This window comes from Microbulbifer mixtoriginis (SeqCode) (assembly GCF_052467945.1).
The window spans coordinates 3,306,209-3,325,472 of the sequence record NZ_CP174328.1; the positions used below are offsets into that span (position 1 = coordinate 3,306,209).

A 19,264-nucleotide genomic window follows, 5' to 3' on the forward strand; every position below is an offset into this window, starting at 1 on the left:
GGCACATGCATCTCAAATCAGAGAGGCGGAACACATTCTTCAATGGATTTACGAGGATAAAAGAGTATGTCTATCAACGAACATGCAACCAAGATACAGGTGAGTCGACTGGTTAATACCGCTCTGGCAGCGATTAAGGATAAAGATCCGAGACTTGATCAGACTCTGGTCCACACCTTGGATCAACTCAGCTTAATCAGCCGGAACCTGAATACTGCCAAACATAACGTACAGCACTTTGGTGGAATTATGGCGAGCGGCGCTCATGGACAAAACGCCTACCGAGCCAATCAATCCATGAACTCGAAGCTTAGGACCCTCTCATCACTTGAAGCCTTCCTCGCAGAAGAATGGAACAAGCTTGGTAAAGCAGTTGACGCATATAGGAAACAGCTACCATGGGACGGCAAGACCGAATTGGAACTCCTGGATATGCTTGCGGGAGAAATCGAGTCGTTCGATAAATTACTTAAGAAAAACGTCATTCAGGTTCCAAAGCACCAGTCCAATCCACATCAAACGATGACCCTTCAAAGAGAAATCACGCAATTAAAGGCAATGCCCGCTCATACAGCGCCAAGTATGCTTGTCTTAATTTCTATCGGCCTTCGGTTATTTGCAATGTACGTCGGTTCTAAAAGAGTGACTAGCAATAGATAGTCTCGATTTCCCTATTAGCTGCTTGCTAGGCGCTGAACGCTTTTCATCCGGCAGGCTCAATGCCTGTCGGAGTCTTCTAAATAAGTGGGAGCAGATAAATATTGTGTTAGGAGTGCACACATTTATGGTAAAGCCATACGCGGGCGGCCCAGCAGCATTACCGTCACTCGTCGGGCAAACTATTCCTCGATAGATTGAACCAGACAGGATTTGCAGCGCCCCTATCACTCCCAATCTTCACTTTATTTTTGCCCACTAAGTCAATAGTGTTCACAATATCATTGTGGAGTTTTACCAGCGAAAGGAAAGTATTCTCTAAATTCTACCTATTTAGGTATTCTGAATACCTCCTTAAATCTTCAGTAAAATTTTTTAGCTCTTCCTGAGCATATCTTAGCACTTTATTGGAGCTTCTTAATTCTTTAACCTACAAACGAATAGTAAAAGGAAGAACCATAAGACCAACATCAGCAAGTAGGGGATTAAGCCCCCCTATGTAGTCACCAAAAGCCCCCAGTCACTATTATCACCAGAAAGTCCGCCATCAACCTTACCTATTTAATGCATTGGCCAACTATTTCCGGATAGTAAGTTAAGTTTTTCTTCCGCTTTTGCAGGCGGTAATCCGTCATTGTGCTAGTGGGGACGCTCCCATTTGTAGTAAGTCATCTTGTAATGACTGATGTCTCGGCTTACTTCTTTGATAGAGGTGTAACCGAGAGAGGGTATCCATTCACTTTTCAAACTCCGAAACAGTCTTTCCATTAGTGTACTATCCCAGCAATTTCCATGTCGACTCATGCTCTGGGTCATTCGGCAGCGCCACAGCCGTTGGTGGAGCTGATGACTGATATACTGACTGCCTTGGTCCGAGTGGAACATAACTCCATTAGGCTTTCCTCGCTGCTCCCAGGCCATTTCCAGAGCCTTTATCGTTAGTGTGGCATCTGGTTTCCCTGAGAGGGCCCATCCAACGATACGGCGAGCGTGTAAATCTATAACGGTAGTCAGGTAACACCAGCTTGAACCAGTCCAGATATAGGTAATGTCACCACACCAAACTTGATTAGGTTTCTCAACATTAAACTGGCGATCAAGTTCATTCGGTATATCTAAGTGCTCGACTATTGCTCTCTTATGCTTATGAGGACCAGGTTGTTTACACACTAAGCTGGCCTCACACATTAGTCTTCAGACTTTAAAGCATCCGATTGATGTCCCTTGCTCATAAAGCAAACCTACGACTGTACGACTTCCTGTAGAGCTACGGCTGCGCTCAAAGACTTCAATGACTTTGGAATGGAGCTGCATTCTGGGTACATCAACAGAGCTCTTCTTTATCCTGTATTCGTAGTAGCATGGTCGAGGTATTCCAAACGCTCTGCAGGCGATTGACACGGGCTTCAAGCGCCTGAATTTTCTGCTGCTCAGTGGTAAGCGCTTTACTTGCAGGCGTCCCTCCACTCAGCTCTGCCTCTAGTTGCTTCACCCATCGGCGGATAGCCGTTGTACCAATATCCAGAGACCGGGCTGCTTCAGCAATTGAATAGCCCTGATCTACCAACAAGCGGGCAGCTTCTAATTTAAAATCAGAAGAAAAGGACCGGCGTTGTCTACTCATTGATCACCTCTATTTTCGATGGCAACTTTACCACCTAAATTGGTGTCCGGGTTTAGTAGACCACTAAATACCTGAGGGATATCATCGGCCGACCCCCCGATTCCCACCCTTTTTATAGACTCAAAAAACGCCCACAATGCAATGTGTATTTTTTCCTGACTAACTATTACAGCAAAGTTAACTAGTCCGACCTGAAAAAGCCGTTAAGCTTATAGACACTAAAGCTACGTAGATGTACGGCTTAGTCATTTCGACAATTTTTCGCGACTCTGAGTCAAATTTCTGGTAGAAATGTTCAAGGATGATTGTGCTCACAGACACCGATCTGTACCAACAAACCAGTTTTCTTGGCACCGATCTCCTTTATCAATTTGATTTATCAGATTCACTGTTATTGCTCTCAAAAGAAATTCCCTGGACAGATTTTAAACGCACTTTTGGGCGCTGCTATTCTGATAGGAGCGGTCGCCACAGTATCCCCATTAATCTTCTCGTCGGCCTACCATTTCTCAAAAAATTGGAAAGTTTGAGTTAAAAAATGTTGTACTCCAATAGAATCGCCCCCTACCATCAAACCTTCTGTGGTTTAAGATTTTTCCAGAATAAAGCCTACTGCCACCTCATAGAACTGGTACATTTTCACACCCACATTGGTGAGCTCGATGTTGAAAAAATTTTTGATATGTCGATACAATTTCATGCCACCCTACTTGAAGCTAAAGCTGTAAATATCGAAACTACAGTACAAGAGAAATTTATTTATTACCTACCCAACGGATGGTAAGCTCGCGATAAAAATTTTTAACCGGCTTAATAAAATCGCTATACATAACAGCATCCAGCAGCGCCAAACCTATACCAAGAGAGAAAAGAAATACGAATTAATCTGCGCTTCTATCGCTATATCAAGAGTGATTTAAGGGAAAAATCGGTAAAACTTCTTCGTACAATAGCTGGCATTCTTCTGCAGAAAGTGAGAAAAAATCACCTAAGGGTCTTTTAGATACTTGTCAAGATTATTTTGCACTGTATGAGTGTGTATTGAAACAACAGAAAAATGATAGAAACAAAATCTACAGCCTGAACGAATCACAAGTGTATTGTGTTGCCAGGAGTAAGGATCAGTATGGCAACTAAGCTTCTATTGCCTCCATAGCGAAAAACGGCATTATTCTAATTGCTGTGAATCACCAGAAAAAAATCGCGATAGCAAGACTTTAGATGAAGTGATTAGCATGGACAACGAAGTTAGAGAGCCCAAGATTGAACAGGCCACATGTGATCGAGGCAATCAGGGAAAGAAGGTGGCCGAAGGTGCGAAAATAGTTTTACCCAAGCCTATGAAAAAAAAGATAATCCCTACCAGTGAGAAAAGAAACGGAAAAAGAGTTGGCGTCGAGCGGCAATTAAGCCGTTAATCGAACACCTAAAATTTGATTTTCTACTGTCAAAAAACTTCCTTAAAGGCCCCGCAGCTGGTGCGATCAAGCTTTTCATGGCTGTATACGCCTGAAAAGCTGAAGTGGCAAGAATTATCTCATAAAAGCCCACGCTGCCCGGTAGTAGAGGTGGGTATTTGTTTTTTGTCAGGGTCGACTACTTAAATAGGAGGTTTACTATGCGTGTAAAACCGATTCCGCAGTATCTGGCAGCGACCGTCTTGGTTGCATTACTGCAACCCGCGGCAGCCAATCCGGGGGAAAAAGCTTCAGAGTCTCGTTCTCTGCAGTTGAGCGTGTCCCGCGAAGACGCGTCTCAGCCCGAGCGCTACAGGCAGGCCTGGCCGGAGGCGATCAGATATCGTCCAGATGAAGAGGTGAGCATTATTATCGAACTGCACGGGGCTTCTGCTGCGGAGCAGGCAGGCTTGCATGCATCGGACACTATTGGCCCACAGTGGGATATGCGCGCTTTCGTCGCCCGGCAGCAGGAGTTGGGCCTGCGCCAACGGCAAATGGTCACCAAACTTCAACAGCGCAAACTAATCGCGAGCCATAGCCACCGCTTTACTCGTGCAGTCAACGCCATCAGTGCAACCGCCAGAGTGGATCAGCTGCCCGCTATCGCCGCCATGCCGGAGGTGCGCGCGGTAACCCGGGACCGGCAGGTGCGCGCTTTTCAGGCCGGCAGTCCACAGCAGGTACGCGCGCCCGAGGTGTGGGCAATGCGCGATGCGCAGGACAGAACCGTCGAGGGACAAGGGACCAGCATCGCTATTATCGATTCCGGTATCGATTACACCCACGAAGACCTGGGCGGCTGCTTGGGCAGCGGATGCCGCGTGGTCGGTGGCTACGATTTCGTGAACGATGATAGTGATCCCATGGACGACCACTTCCACGGCACCATGGTGGCCGGCGTGACCGCGGCGGTAGCGCCCGCTGCCAAGCTCTACGCCTACAAAGTGCTGAATAGCGATGGCTTTGGCAGCGAAAGCGACATCATCGCCGCCATTGAAGCCTCTCTGGACCCGGACGGAAATCCGCAAACGGACGATGCGGTGGACGTGATCAATCTGAGCCTGGGCGGCGCGGGTGGAAACAACTCGGTTCTGTCCGTCGCCGCCAACAATGCCATGCGCGCCGGTGTCGTGGTAGTCGCCGCCGCCGGCAACGACGGTCCCTTTCTCAACTCCATTGGCAGTCCCGGTTCCGCGGAAGAAATAGTCACCGTGGGCGCGGTGGATGGGGCGGGCCACCTGGCGGACTTCAGTTCCCGGGGCATGTTCGGTACCAGACTGGACCTGAGCAGTAACAGCATCAAGCCGGAGATAGTCGCGCCTGGTGTGGCTATCTCTAGTACCAACCTGGGCGGCGGCCTCCGCACTGAATCCGGCACTTCTTTTGCCGCGCCCCATGTGGCAGGCGCCGCGGCACTACTGCGCCAGTTACACCCGGAACTGACCAGCACCGAGATCAAGGCGCTGCTGGTCAACCGCGCCACGCAGGTGGACGGCAAACTGGCCGAGGTCGGCAACGGGCAGTTAGATGCCTTCGCGGCCGCGAGCGCGCGTTTTCTGGTCAGCCCCCCCACACTGTATGCGGGTCACTTCGGACAGGGCGCTCATGCTCAGAGAAGCCTGCAGGTGACGATTAAAAACCTGAGCGCTCCTACCGAATTTAAAATTGCAAACGGGGGTAATTTCCCCGCCGGCGCCGACTTGGACCTTTCCGCCGACCAGTTCGATTTGGCAGTGGGTGCGAGCAGAGCCGAGCTCGTCGACCTGAATGTCGATCACGGTCAGGTGCCCTACCACGAACCGCTGGAAGTCGCCTACGATTCGGCACTTGAATATTTCTCCGGCGAAGAACGGGTGCGCCTGCCAGTCGCCTTCCATCGTGCGGAGGTGTTGGCCATACGTGAATCCGAGGCGCCGGGGGAATTCTGGTCCTATTCCGCATTGGTGTTCAATGAGGGCTGGTCTGCCAGGGGGAGCCTATTTGATTTCGAGAGTACTGAACCGGTTCTGCATATGGCGGTGCGTGACGAGCCGATCAACATTCTGTTCGGTACGGACGTCTTTGCTGACGGGGAGCGGTATGACGTCTGGCAAGCATTTGAAAACCGGCAGGTGTCCGATGGTGAATTGGTAGTACCTGCAAGGGTTCGGGGAGCTGGCATTCCCCCTCTGCAAACAGAAAGTGGCAAGACACTCCAGTTTGTACAACAGTCCCTTGAGGTGACCCACCCCGAACTTCCCGGGTCAGCCATGTTCCAAAGGTACGGTGGGGATATACCGACCACAACCCTGCGTAACCTGCCTGACAGCTTCCATGTCAACTATATGGGCCTGGCGGAGGAAGAGAACACGCACCCGCAGGACCGCAAGCTGTATATGGTTAAGCACAGCCAACAGGGCATGTCTGAAGATCTGCACTTCGATCTCAGTAATTCCGGCAGTACGCAACTGCTGATCGGTAATCCGTTCTGGAATTGGGGAGGCTATACCGTGGGTTACGGGCTGAATACGTATGAGGCCGCTGTAAACTGGTGGTCGTACCCAAGTGAGTTGACCCACAAATCGTCGCTGCTCACCCTGCATGGGCGCGAGGAGGATATCGCCACTTGGCCCACATTTTTGAGTTTGTATGTACCCATAGGGGAAAATCAGACCACAGCGGCCCACAGTAACGAGATTTCCGTCGGCCGCACGGTCTACCGCAAGCTGCGGCCTAGCGATAAGGACTTCACTACCCCCGAGGTAATACTGGAGCGGTCCAACGGAATCATGCTTATGGGTCAGGGCCCCAGGTATTTTGCTGGGGGCCTACGTAATGACGGCGGTAATCACCACTTGCTTCCCAGCCACATCGGCAGTATTTCTTCGAGCTGGATAATGGACAGCTGGGGCAACGGCTATAGACCGGAGTCCAGATACCACGCCCTGTGCCTGCCCGGCGATAGTGAGTTGAGCAGCAGCGACTTTATTCAAGAATACTTGTTCTTCGCCGACAGCGAATGCACCTCGGTGCAGGTGGATTTCGAGTACACCACGTCTCTCGGTGAAAATGAATATACCTCCAGCGCCCGGGTGCAACTCAACAATCTGGACGGTGCCACCGCGCCGCGCATCGCCATGCTGGAACTGCTGGATGACGGCGTGATTTCACACTTTGCGCGCCGCAACGCCAAGCTGTTTTTGTCCCTCGAAAGCCAGTTGCCGCTCGACTCTGTGACCACTGAGCTGGCGCTGGACGGGGGTGACTGGTTGCCGCTGGAAACCGCACTAGAGGACGGGCGCTACCTTACCCTGCTGCCTGAAGTGTCGGAATCCGCCGTTGCCGACCTGCGCATTGTCGCCACAGACAGTGCCGGCAACAGTGTGCAAAACACGATTCGCGGCGCCTTCGTGCTGGGCTTGAATGCGGCAACGGTAGTGGATACCGATAATGATGGCGCTGTAGACAGCGAAGATGCCCAGCCCTTTAACCCCCGCTTCCAGTTGGCATCAAGTTCAGGCGTGGAGCTCAATTCGGGTACTGCAGACGATCGCGAGGCGAGTCCCGGCGAGAAGGATGTGGTGGTGCAGCTGTTTAGCCTGGAGACGGACGTGGAGTCGGAACTCAACACTCTGACCTTGCAGGCATCCGGCAATGGAGACGACGTACTGGATATCGCCCAGGCAAAACTCTACCTTGACAATAACAGCGACGGAAACCTGGATGAGGACGACACCATACTTGCCAGCAGTGGGTTTCAAGCAGATGACGGTGAACTGACTTTCCAACTCGACATGCCCGGACCGATGGCGCTGAAGCCCGGCGAGAGTCATTTCATCGTCACTTACGATTTTGTGCAATGAAGGAGCACAAACTAATGAACTGGAAAAACTACATACTTAAATCTGCAGTCTCTGCTCTGCTGTTAATAGCTCTCAGTGCTTGTAGCGGCGGGGGCGGCAGTTCGGATAGCTCCAGCAGCACCGGCGGTTCCGGTAGCACCGGTGGTTCTGGCAGCACCGGCGATTCCGGCAGCACCGGGGGTTCCGGCAGCACCGGCGGTTCCGGCAGCACCGGCGGTTCCGGCAGCACCGGCGGTTCCGGCAGCACCGGCGGTTCCGGCAGCACCGACGGTTCCGGCAGCACCGGCGGTTCCGTATCCAAAACCTTCTCCAGCAGTGTTACCGCCGTGGATATTCGCCGAAAAGACAGCGGTGATTCGCTGCCGGTATCCGGATTGCCTGCTGAGGGCGGTGAAATTACGCTGAGCCAATAAATTGCTTTTGGGTATAGGAAACCTAAAAGCCTTTTTTGTCATCCACAAGTAAACACCAACCTTAACGGTCCACTTTGGGTTCTGTCGCAAACTTTGCGACAGAACCCAACAATAATCACCCTAAGAGCCGCCCTTGGGCTTTGCACAAAAATATCTTCAGTTGCTTAGAGTTTCGCAACCTTTTCCTCATAGGTGGGGCAACCCTCAGCTATTAAACTCCCTTCCCCCTTTCTAGGTAGCGGACTTCCGCTGGTATCCCCCCTCCTCACCGGTAGATAGTACCTCACAACTAAAGGATTATTATTTCGTCAAACTCGAGTAAAAGTCTTATCAAAGAAGGAGCTTGTCCTAGTTTTTATGTGTGGGATCAATCAATCTGGAAGAAGCAGGCCTTGAAAAACAGTGGGATAATGAAATTGATAATGCCTAAAATCTAATTACGAGGCCACCTTACAATGTGCGGCTACTTTTATAGTCGTTGTGGTAGCTACAGTAACTGACAAAAAACGGCTCAAATCACCTCCTATAAGCGCTAAAGGCAAACCCAAAAATCGCCTTTAGTTCGGAATAATTTTATAGAAAAAAATATTGACCCTTAAAATGGTGATAAAAAGGAACGCATACGAACTCACCGCTAGAGATGCAGCCATTCACTACACTAGAAATCCAGCAAACCAATCGACTGAAAATATTATACTCAGCAACAATGACATTTCTTCCGCTGACAAAGAGATAAAGCTTGAAATAGATCTTGATAGACTTATGGAAAAGCTAATAAATATATTCATTGGCTATACAAAAAATGTGGGCTTTTACCTGCAGTGGATTGAAGAGCCCAACAGGATAAACGGCGTTTAAGGTTTATTCACCATCGAGCACAATTCCAGCTATTTCCAGTATTTCGTTTATCCGCTTCTCTAGCGCTATTATTCTCGGCAAGTCAAAAAAGCTGGCCAACAGTTTACGGGAACCAATGAACCAAAATCATCAATAATTCTTCTATCTATTTTTTCTTCACAGACAGAATAGACAATAAATCTCGACTGCTTACCAGTGCCTAACTTTGACTCTTCATAGAAACAGAGGAAAAGTATTGAACAACCTCATCACCGTCTACATTTTCATAAGCCACAGTAGGAGAATCCCATGAAGGCGAAGATATACCCTTAAGTAATTTTTTTGGGGCACGCACATCATGGCCCTTATAAGCAACTGTCAAACCAGTAAGTTGGTTGCTGGACACATGGAAAGACAATTTCGTATCACCAAATGCTTCCGGTAGAGAACACATAAAATCTGCTTTAACATCTCAGGAATTCCTGCCTGAGAAATCGTAGAGGAAGAGGCTAGCAGAAATATTAAAGTTCCTACTTTCATCATCCACCTTTCAGCTCTTCAGATAACACCGCCCCACCACATCAAAGACGCAAGAAATTCTAGCGAGTTAAAAATATAAACCAAATTAACAAATAACAAATTCTACAGAGCAATATACCAATCATCTGTCAGATATAACCCCAGACAACCAGTAAAATATAGGCGCCCAAATAATCTTATTGGATTTTATTAAGTTTTCTTCAGCGCTAAAGCTGCGTAGAATCGAAAGATATTTATCAACATTGTGGGCAGTGATCAAACCAGCTTCTACAAGCCAACAGCCCAAGATAAAACAAGAACACCGAGAATTTTCTAAAAGACGCACTCTCAAGGGAGAACGGTAGCGTGACATAAGAGTAAGTAAAAGGCGCTGACCCAAGGTGCGGCAACACCCAGGGCCAGCTAACCAAATTGATATCACAGTTATCAAAGTGGCTACATGAATGGTACGCTAAAAACCCGCTCGTCTTCAATAAAAGGTTGCACATTCAGCAGCCTGAGGCGATTCCCCAAGCACTGGGAGTCTAGCGCCCGCCTTTTCTTCTTTTACGCCTACCGTTCTCGTGCCCCTCCTCGTATTTCCAGTTGGTACTTCCCAAGCTTTCCCACTGTGGAACGGCCACTCCATAATTTGATGATCAAAGGAAATAAGCATGTTAATTTTAAAACGCCGGGCCGGAGAGAACCTCAGGATTGGAGCTAATGTCTCAGTCACCGTATTGGAGGTTAACGGTAATCAGGTAAAGATAGGGATACACGCTCCCAGATCTTTACCTGTTCACCGAGAGGAAATTTACAGGCGTATCCAAAAGCACCAGAAGGCGGCTGATGAAAACCCTTAAGAGCTGGCTACTTCTAGTGGGGATGGCTCCTAAGCCTCCCCTCCCTATAACACAGTATCAAGTTGCCACGAAGCTCCCTCAGCCCCTCTATTTAACATTAGCAGAAGTGACTGAGGAAGCTCTGAAGTTACTACTTAAACACCCTGCCTATAAAAAATATAGGCCCATAGTTTGCTTTAACTACTTTCTATTAAGTGGATAAAGCAAAGGCAGGCAGAATACGTTTCTCTATTAAATCCAGGGTTTTATCATCATCACCACGGCCTGTGATCGCAATTACCAAATCCAAATCTTCAATAGAGATCACATACTGGCCACCACCGCCCCAGCCAAACTTCGCCAAGTATTTCTTGTTGCCAACCTTCAGAGGGGTTCGCCAGAAGAAATAACCATAGGAGAAATTGGTGTAGTCAAACTCATCATCTGTAGGAACAGCCACTTTACCAGTAGCCTTGGCAATATAAGCCTCCGGTATTAACTGGTGGCCATTCCATTTTCCCTTATTAAGTACCAAAGTACCCCACTTAACCATACTGCGAGATGTCATCATGGCTCTTGACCCAGCCTGGGGCACGCCGCTTACGGCCTCCTTCCAGTGATAGATATCGATCCCCATCTTTTCCAGTAGCTCTTTTTTAATAAAGTCACTCGCTGAACCAGGGACTACGGCATCCAGAACCAGCATTGCAATCATTGGGTCTGAGCCTTGGTATAAATAGGTTTGCGATTCTGAGGTTATCGGTTTGCTATGGCTCAAATAGATTTGAGCCAGCTTTTTCCCTGATAACTGCTCTTTGTTTTCCAGTAAGGCGCTCAGTTTTTCCTCTTTAATACGAATTCCTGACTGCATGCTCATGGTATGATTCAATGTAACAAGCTCTGCGCCTTTAACAAGCTGCTTCCGATCCAACCCTTTCAGGAAGGAAATGACAGGCTTGTCCAAGTCTGCCATGGTCAAATAACCTAACTGTATCGCCCGACCAATTGCCAGGGCTGTATAGGCCTTGGTGGCAGATGCTTGCGGGTGAGGCAAGTTTACACGTCCAAGGGAATAGTAGGATTCAAAAACCAGTTTGTTATTTTGGGCGATAAGCAGGCTATCGTAGGGGGTGTGTTGGTTATCCGCTATTTCCTGGGCCAGCTGTTGCAAGCTCTCTTTGATTTTATCTATCTCACCGACTGGAATACCATCTTCTCTATCCGTTGGAGCTGTATCAATAAATGCTTTTTTTAGCTTTGGCGTGGATCTCTCTAGGCTTGGGAGGTCACTACGATAGTCGGCCATATTTATTTCTGGTGCCTGTAAGTCTCCCGCGCCTGCAGTGGCGCTTATGCCGTACAATAGGCCGATTGTGATTAGCTTCTTAAAAATCATCTTATATCCTTAATTTAACTTTGAAGTTTTTATTAATATGACTCGATATGCTATCGATTAATTTTTCAGCTTCTCGGCAAGCCAATAGATACTGCGCACTGAAGTCTTCGGGAAAGCTGTAGTGTGATTCGCCGATTCGATAACCACCGGCTCCAGAGTTAAGTTAGCCAATTTTTGGTCCTTTAACTCCCTAACGAACCTCTCTACCGTAGCACCCAGCTCCTTCTCTAATTCTCCGTAAGCAATAAATACGTTTGTTCGCTTGGGTATATCGATCAAAGGTTTGTTAAGCTCTGATTCAAGACGAAAATCCATATAAGTGCCTATCAATCTTGATGGACTACCGATAATATAGTTTTGAAAAGTATCTGGTTGGCTTATTAAGGCGTAAACCCCAAAGAGCCCCCCGAATGAGTAACCGAAATAAGTGCGGTTATCTGGCTTCGCGCGGTAATTGCTTTCGATATACTTTATAACGTCATTTCTTATAAAGGCGAGATACTGATGGGCCTCACCTTTGTGTGATTTTTTATCCTTTTTATTAGAGAGAACTTCCGGTTTAAAGTCCCGATATCGACTCGACCATTCTTTTTCAGCACCTGTCATATCTTTCTGCCAACTAATACCCACCAAAATGGCATCTTCCAGTGCGTACTCTGTGATGGCTGATAGTATTTCAACTGCCCATAAAGCATCTGTATAGTAAATAACCGGATGCTTTTTAGTATCACTCTCCTCGTATTTCTCAGGCAGCTTAATAAACAGCTCGTATTCCCTGTTATTGCTGGAGTCCTGAATAGGTATTACTTGGATTGTGGATAACTCCAGAGCTTTGTCCTCATTTGCTTCAAGGGCAGCCATAGGTAGCAACAGGAGAAAGGCGACAAGTAAACGCTTTTTCATATCAGTATTTATACCGTTACATGTGATCGGAGAAGCGCTCAATCTAAGCAAGAAGCCTGTGAAACACCTGAAGTGCTCCTGATTTTTCGATGACTTTCTACTGCTGGTATAAAGTGCTTTTTTATCAATAGGTTACAAGGCGCGCTTTAGATGTAATCAGGATTTATGCTAGTATCGATAGCAAAAATGTAGCTCAAATTTTGCTCAGGTAGATACATCAATGGCTTCACAATATTGGGTGGGTGAGTTCTTTATTGATTTATCCAGAAACCAGATCACCCGACATGAGCAATCGCAAACGATCCCCCCAAAAGCTCTTGCCGTCTTAACCCACTTGGCAAAGCATCAGCGAAAGGTGGTGAGCCAGGATGAGCTACTGTCTAAGGTCTGGCCCGATACAATAGTCACACCGAATACGCTGCAAAGAAGTATTGCGCAACTTAGAAAAGCCTTTGGGGAGGATCGCAAGCAGCAGTCTTATATTAGAACCCATGCCAAACAAGGTTATAGCCTGGAATGTGATATTGTTTGGCAAGATGGTAGTTCTATTCTACAGGATAAGACAGCACCGGAAGAGGACACCCTCTCTCCTGCTCCCCCTGAGCCTGTAATAGATATACAACCAAGTAATCCGGATTATCAAACCCAGCCAGTTAAACCAAATAGATTCCCAATATTTGCGCTAATCGGGATGGTATTATTGATATTTATTGGATTTAATTACTCTTCACCCAAGCAAAACGCTCAGCTTATATTTGATCGATTACAGGCAGTAACGGCTACGGATCACAAAGAGTTTGGCCCCTCATATTCACCTGATGGTGAATATATTATATTTAATCGTTATTTGGATAAGCTCTGTGTGAATAAAATCTGGGCCAGGAATATACATACCCAGCAGGAAACGGAATTAACTCCCGAATGGGGTACTTATGGCCGCCATACATTATCTCCGGATGGCAAAAAACTGGTATTTATTTCAGAAGAAGACTGTACCATACCGCTAACCCAGAATACCTGTTACAACCTGGTAAGCCTGGACTTCCAAAAAGCTATGGTAAGCCCACAACAACCAAATGTATTAATGCACTGTAAGAACTCGGCCATTAAAAATCCGGTATGGTTAAATAACAATGACCTCGCTATTTTGCATAATGAGTCTGATCATTGGCGGCTAATCAAATATTCAGTGAGAGATAACACGAGTCAGGTACTTTATGACTTGGAAGAGGGAAACCTAGCTCACTTTGATTATTCAATCGATGACGATTTAATAGCCGTCACCAGCTATCATCAAGATGGCCAGCTTTATATCGATATGCTGGATTCTAAGGGGGGGCTTTTAACCAGCCATCCGATTGACTATCCAGATGAGATATCTGAACACAGAGCCATTTCCCCTAACTTTTCACCGAGAGAGGATGAGCTAATCTTTAGTACAGGGCGAAGACTCTTCTCTCTCACCTATGATGGCAAGGTCAGTAGAATTCAGTTACCTCTGGACCAGTCTGCCAGCTCTCCAGACTTTCATCCAGGTGGACATAGGGCGCTGGTTATTAAAGGGCAATACGATAGTGATATTGCCTCGATACCGCTAAACCTGCCTGGGGCTAGCACCACACCTTCAGAAGAAGATGTCAGCACAATTTACCCAAGCGCTACACGGTCGATTTCCGGAGAGGATGACGGTATTTTCCAACCCAATGGCAACTTGATTGCGTTTACCTCCAGGCGCTCTGGTGAAGACCAGGTGTGGGTGACTGATGGTAGTGATTTACGGCAGGTATCTCAGTTTCCAATCGATACCAATATCGACGGTATCCATTGGTCTGCCGATGGAGAAAGTATTCTGGTAAATGCCAATAATGAGCTCAATAAAATTTTCTTGGATGGCCGTGTAGAGGGCTTGCCCCTGAATGCGCCTGTTGATCAGCTCTTCCAGTGGGACAGTATCGATAATTCAGCGTTATTATCCTTGACGATTAAAGGGGTTACACAATTTGCAGAAGTCGATTTAGATAGCCTTGAGCCCAGGTTTATCAATGAAAAACAAGTTAGCTGGGCCCAGAGGACTAAAGATGGTCGGCTGATCTATATGGACCATATGAACCGCTTCTGGCAGCCCGGCCCAGCGGAAGACCAGCTTATCGAGAAGCTAACTGATCAAGGTAGCGAAAAGAGATTTGTTATCGAAGATAATGTGATTTACTCAATCAATCGAGACGATCAGCTGTGGTCATACAATCTCGACACCGATAACTTTTCCATTTTGAAGGAAATGCACAGGGATATCGATTACTTGACCGATGTTAATCAAGAGAACCTGATGATTACCTATGTTGTTGCCGCTAAAAAGGAAGTGGCTGAGCTTTTTTTAAGAAATAAATAAGCCAAGCAACTACAAGTTAAGAAAAATTTAGGCTACCAAATGTTTAATATTGAGAGACATTTAAATTACTCCCAAGCTAACAAAGGATTTATAACCTTTCTTAGATAGCACTAGAGAATATTATCAAGTGCTGCTTCCATAGGCACACTACCATCCAAGTAGGACTTACAGTTGTGGTTGAGAACCACTTTGTAGTCCCTACGAACGATTTAAAAACCACATTTCGGGATAGAGAGATAGGACCCCTTTGAGCAGGGGCCCTGCTGGTCTTTATTTGGAAGCTAGTGCGCGTTGACCAGAACGTAAATCGATAACGATGATTCCTTGCTGACCGCTATCATAGGCAAAAAGTCTACGGCCATCTTCGTCGATGGTCATAGACGTGAGACTGCCCGCCCAAACATGGCAATTTAAAGTAGAACAATTCCCACCACTAGACAGTATTGATTGTGAAGCGTCGCCCAGATCGATAGCTATCAGATTTTCGCTGTAGGTGCCAGAGAGTCCGTCAGTGCCCACAAGAAGCCGATTGCCAATTGTATCCAAGACAATACCTGTAGGGGACTGCTTTCTATTGCCACCATGCACCGTCGAGGCGAATGTACTCTTTTCACCAGTAGTCAAGTCTACCTGCCAGATGCCACCTGTACCTGAATCGCTGACGAACACACGATTATTAGCCAGATCCAGCGCTAAGCCGGAGGGATGGCTAAAGAAGGGGGTGTGGCCGAGGGAATCATCGCAAATAATTTCCCTATCGCCGCTATCCAGGTCGACGGTTATCAGTCCTGAGTGTTGTAACAAAACTATACGATTGTTAGTGATATCCAGCTCCATGGCCGCTACAAGACCGAAAAACGCGGGCCCCTCACCAATTCCGGAACCAGAGATTACCTGGGACTCTCCGCTTTCTAGATCAAGTTTGACAAGCCGGTCCCAATTAGGATGATTATCAAATATATAGGCGTAGCGACCTGACTCGTCGGAAACAATTGTGGATGGCTCAACACTCTTCAAGGGCAATGCATTCGAATCAAAGTCAGTCACAATAGTACGATTGCCGTTCTGCAAGTCTATTTCCACAACTATGCCATCATCATCATCGGAAACCGCCAGTAACCGATCGATCGAACGGTTATAACTTACATAGTCCCATATATAGCTGGGTCCCGTCCCGACATGATTGGAGGAAATTTCTGTGCCATCACCGGTACTTGTATCAACAGACATGATCACCGGATCGAAACCAATTCCGGACACCAGCAAACGATCGTTGTCAGCCCCTCGACTAATTGACCAGGGGTAACGAAGCTGTAACCCTTCACCTTTTGTCCAGCTAGTTACAACTGATCGATTACCGGTTGCAATATCCACTTGCAGGATATTCTGGGCGTTACCGTTGGCAACATAAATTTGACCACTATCAACATCGACGATTAAATCCATTGGCTGGTGAATGGGTTGGCCGTTGCCAATACCATTGCCACTTATTGTTGTTCTATTACCGCTAGCAATATCTACCTTAAGAATAGAATCGGTCCTTTCATCACCCACGTACAGCTGTCCATTCATCTCATCTAATGCAATACCCTTCGGGTACATCATATCGGGGCCAGTGCCCGCCGGGGATGATGAATTGGAGCTTGATATAACGGTGTAATTCCCGCTCGACAGATCAAATTTAATAATCTCACCATAAGTCACCGTTGCTCTTGTAGTGTAAGCCTCACCTCCAGAGCCCGTCAGTGTCAGTGCCTGGAGGTCTGCAGGAATCCATGTGGTCAATTGCTTACGGTTACCAGTGGTGCGTTGCACAGAATAGATACTCCCGTCATCATCTAATACGATGAGGTAGTCATCGGCAGGATTACTGCGTACTTCCGGGAAGTTTTTCTCCATGTCAATCGGCTCTAGCATCGGACCGGAACCGTTAGATGGACCAGAAATCACTCGGCGCGAACTGCCTATCTCAAATATCGTGCCCAAAATGCGATCGGCGAAATACCAACCTCTATAAAATTTATCGTAAAACACACCGACCGGAGACTTGATTAACTGCTCGTTCTTAACAGTGAGTGAGTCTTGGACCGTTTCACCAGTGACAAACTGGGCTGAAAGTGTGTAGGCATCCCGACCTTCATTAATCGGACTATCGAGATACCAGGTTGACGAAGAAGTTGCGTCCACAGTCGGTGACTGATTATTGATGGCGATACTGGCCAATTGCTCAGAGGCATTATCACCACTTTCAAGATCCAAAACCCTGGCAGTAAGGGCGAGGTTGGAAAGCTTTCCGACCATATTGGCACCGCCCGTCGGGAAAATAATGCGAGCCGAAGGTATAACCAGATTTGTCACGACAACTTGCAGCGAAAGCTGGTTCGAGACCCCTTCACTATCCGCGGCACTGATGAACAGCTGATAATTGTTATCCTCGTCACTATCCGCAGGCGACTCAAAATCTGGGGCCGTGTTGAAACGCAGCTCTCCACTAGTTGAATCAATAGAAAACAACGCAACATCAGCACCACCGCTCAAAGAATAGGTAACCTCGTCCTTATCTGGGTCCTTAGCCGTAGCGCTGTAAAAAATACCGCTAACACCTTCTTTGACTGTGATCTCAGCTGCAGAAGAAAATTCTGGAGCGCCATCATTAACATCAACAACGGTAATTACAATTTCCTGGGTTGATTGGCCGCCGTTACCATCGCTGGCCTCGACCGTTACCCGGTAGACGTTATCTCCATTTGAGTCGGCAGGATTTTCGAAATCCGGTGCAGAGCCAAAGCGTAACTGGTTTCCATTCTCGATTAAAAAACGGGACTGATCTTCACCACCGATAATACTGTAACTGATACTGTCTCCATCAGCGTCACTAGCCGATAGTGTGAGTAGAGCACCAGTACCATCTTCCCGGAAAGCTATTTCGCTTGAGGATAAGAACACGGGCGTACGATTGGATGGACTATTGGGGCTGCCACTGTTCGCACCACTATCGTTCGAACTAGCGTCGCTCGAACCGCTTCCACCACCTCCGCTACAGGCTGACAAAAAAATTAGTGGTAAAATTGTTGTCAATGTTTTTCCGAAAAACTGCTTCATATTCGGCTCCCTATTTAAAGGATCATTATAATTCTTATGATGCCTTGAATGCCAAAAGCGATGTAACCTCTAATCCTACTCCTCTTAGATGCTTTCGACGCATCAAGCCATTTAAGATTTATATTGCTGTAGTAATCTCGCGATCGGTAAGTTTCGTAAGTTGTACACAAGTGTCACTTTATCTATCACAACGAACTCTTTACTGATTTCCGTTAGAAGGTGACGACACAGGTTTAGTGAATATAGGTTCCGCCACTAATTAAGTTATCCCTTAAGCTGTAGCCAGTTGGCATGTTTGAATACCAGCTTTATCATGAGCACATTCCTATTGGATATCACCTTTACCCATGTATGTACTGCTGAAAGCTCACCTCTGCATGACAGCCTCTAGGAATTTACCATTTGGCGACAACCATTAGTTTTATAACCCTCGTACTATTAAGAAGTAACAATGAAGTGCATTCTGAAACTCCTCGTATTCACCATATTAATCTATTCTCAACTGACCTCTGCCGAGCTTTCGGAGAACAGCTTGATATCACAGGAAGATGCAAACTTCGCCCAAAATTATATTGGCAGATTTATGCAAAAGGATTCCGACTATGTGATAAGTCTTGTCGATCCAGAGCTGGCTGATGAACTCACACCTGAATTACTTGAAAAAATGCTCAGCCACCTTCCAGAGGGGAACCTGCTTTCCACTGAGCTAATTGGTTCAGAAGCACAAGCCACCAATGACACTTGGATTGGAAATTTCATCTTCGAGTATCACTTTGAAGGTGGCTGGGCCTTGGTAAATGCAGCAATTAAGCGATCGGAGGGAAAGACTACCATTATAGGGCTTAATGTTTATAAAACATTGGCATCACAAAAGGAATTGAACCGTTTTACCTTATCCGACAAATCCCATTTACACTATTTAGTGCTGGCGATGACCATTATTTCCCCAATATTTATCCTTATAACGCTGGTAGTCTGTATTAGAACACCACTACAAAAGCGCAAATGGTTATGGATACTATTTATCCTATTTAGTGTCGGGGCAATCAAGCTTAACTGGACCACTGGGGCTTACCAAATAAAGCTCCTCAGCTTCCAGCTTTTTGGAGGCGGAGCGGTATCCGCAAGTGAGCATGCTCCATTAATTCTTACCGCAGGATTCCCATTAGGCGCCATAATTTTCTGGTTCAAACGTCGCAGTTTGATTGGCCAAAACAAAAAGACTGAACAAAATCAGCTGGAGCTTAAGGAATCAAATAATTCTGTTTGAGAGTGGCTAT

The 19,264-nt window shown here is 46.9% G+C and carries 13 protein-coding genes and 1 pseudogene; 10 read left to right on the forward strand and 4 right to left on the reverse strand.

Features of this window, described 5'->3' with window-relative positions; all coding sequences use genetic code 11:
* Positions 1 to 66: 66 nt before the first annotated feature.
* Positions 67 to 660, forward strand: a complete 594-nt coding sequence (locus tag ACJJIJ_RS14490; RefSeq protein ID WP_252083252.1) for a hypothetical protein — start codon at positions 67 to 69, stop codon at positions 658 to 660.
* Between the two features lie 558 nt (positions 661 to 1,218).
* Here the strand turns inward: ACJJIJ_RS14490 and ACJJIJ_RS14495 are convergent.
* Positions 1,219 to 2,281, reverse strand: a pseudogene (locus ACJJIJ_RS14495) (IS3 family transposase).
* A gap of 301 nt (positions 2,282 to 2,582) precedes the next feature.
* On the opposite strand from ACJJIJ_RS14495, the gene ACJJIJ_RS21085 reads away from it, so the two are divergent.
* The 7 genes from ACJJIJ_RS21085 to csrA all read left to right on the forward strand — a co-directional run bounded on the left by ACJJIJ_RS21085 (position 2,583) and on the right by csrA (position 10,215).
* A complete protein-coding gene (locus ACJJIJ_RS21085; RefSeq protein ID WP_476169765.1) occupies positions 2,583 to 2,816 on the forward strand; it encodes a transposase in 234 nt (77 codons plus the stop codon).
* Between the two features lie 3 nt (positions 2,817 to 2,819).
* Entirely contained in the window at positions 2,820 to 3,065 is a 246-nt protein-coding gene (locus ACJJIJ_RS14500; protein WP_444937715.1) for a hypothetical protein, read from the forward strand.
* A gap of 451 nt (positions 3,066 to 3,516) precedes the next feature.
* Entirely contained in the window at positions 3,517 to 3,699 is a 183-nt protein-coding gene (locus ACJJIJ_RS14505) for a hypothetical protein (protein WP_444887150.1), read from the forward strand.
* A gap of 200 nt (positions 3,700 to 3,899) precedes the next feature.
* Positions 3,900 to 7,583: a S8 family peptidase gene (locus ACJJIJ_RS14510; protein ID WP_444937716.1), complete on the forward strand. Its 3,684-nt coding sequence runs from the start codon at positions 3,900 to 3,902 to the stop codon at positions 7,581 to 7,583.
* Positions 7,584 to 7,597: 14 nt separating this feature from the next.
* A complete protein-coding gene (locus tag ACJJIJ_RS14515; RefSeq protein WP_444937717.1) occupies positions 7,598 to 7,996 on the forward strand; it encodes a hypothetical protein in 399 nt (132 codons plus the stop codon).
* Between the two features lie 588 nt (positions 7,997 to 8,584).
* On the forward strand, positions 8,585 to 8,854 hold the full coding sequence (locus ACJJIJ_RS14520; protein WP_444937718.1) for a hypothetical protein: 270 nt from the start codon (positions 8,585 to 8,587) through the stop codon (positions 8,852 to 8,854).
* A gap of 1,172 nt (positions 8,855 to 10,026) precedes the next feature.
* Positions 10,027 to 10,215: a carbon storage regulator CsrA gene (gene csrA / locus ACJJIJ_RS14525; protein ID WP_252083258.1), complete on the forward strand. Its 189-nt coding sequence runs from the start codon at positions 10,027 to 10,029 to the stop codon at positions 10,213 to 10,215.
* A 190-nt stretch (positions 10,216 to 10,405) separates the two neighbouring features.
* On the opposite strand, the gene ACJJIJ_RS14530 is transcribed toward csrA, so the two are convergent.
* Both ACJJIJ_RS14530 and ACJJIJ_RS14535 read right to left on the reverse strand, forming a co-directional pair.
* Complete coding sequence (locus ACJJIJ_RS14530) at positions 10,406 to 11,590, reverse strand: serine hydrolase domain-containing protein (protein ID WP_444937719.1); 1,185 nt, start codon at positions 11,588 to 11,590, stop codon at positions 10,406 to 10,408.
* Between the two features lie 57 nt (positions 11,591 to 11,647).
* Complete coding sequence (locus tag ACJJIJ_RS14535) at positions 11,648 to 12,493, reverse strand: alpha/beta hydrolase (protein ID WP_444937720.1); 846 nt, start codon at positions 12,491 to 12,493, stop codon at positions 11,648 to 11,650.
* A gap of 220 nt (positions 12,494 to 12,713) precedes the next feature.
* Between ACJJIJ_RS14535 and ACJJIJ_RS14540 the strand changes: the two genes are divergently transcribed.
* Positions 12,714 to 14,882: a winged helix-turn-helix domain-containing protein gene (locus ACJJIJ_RS14540; protein WP_444937721.1), complete on the forward strand. Its 2,169-nt coding sequence runs from the start codon at positions 12,714 to 12,716 to the stop codon at positions 14,880 to 14,882.
* A gap of 270 nt (positions 14,883 to 15,152) precedes the next feature.
* Here ACJJIJ_RS14540 and ACJJIJ_RS14545 read toward each other — a convergent pair whose 3' ends face one another.
* Positions 15,153 to 17,984, reverse strand: a complete 2,832-nt coding sequence (locus ACJJIJ_RS14545) for an Ig-like domain-containing protein (RefSeq protein WP_444937722.1) — start codon at positions 17,982 to 17,984, stop codon at positions 15,153 to 15,155.
* A gap of 451 nt (positions 17,985 to 18,435) precedes the next feature.
* On the opposite strand from ACJJIJ_RS14545, the gene ACJJIJ_RS14550 reads away from it, so the two are divergent.
* Entirely contained in the window at positions 18,436 to 19,254 is an 819-nt protein-coding gene (locus tag ACJJIJ_RS14550; protein WP_444937723.1) for a hypothetical protein, read from the forward strand.
* Positions 19,255 to 19,264: the final 10 nt, after the last annotated feature.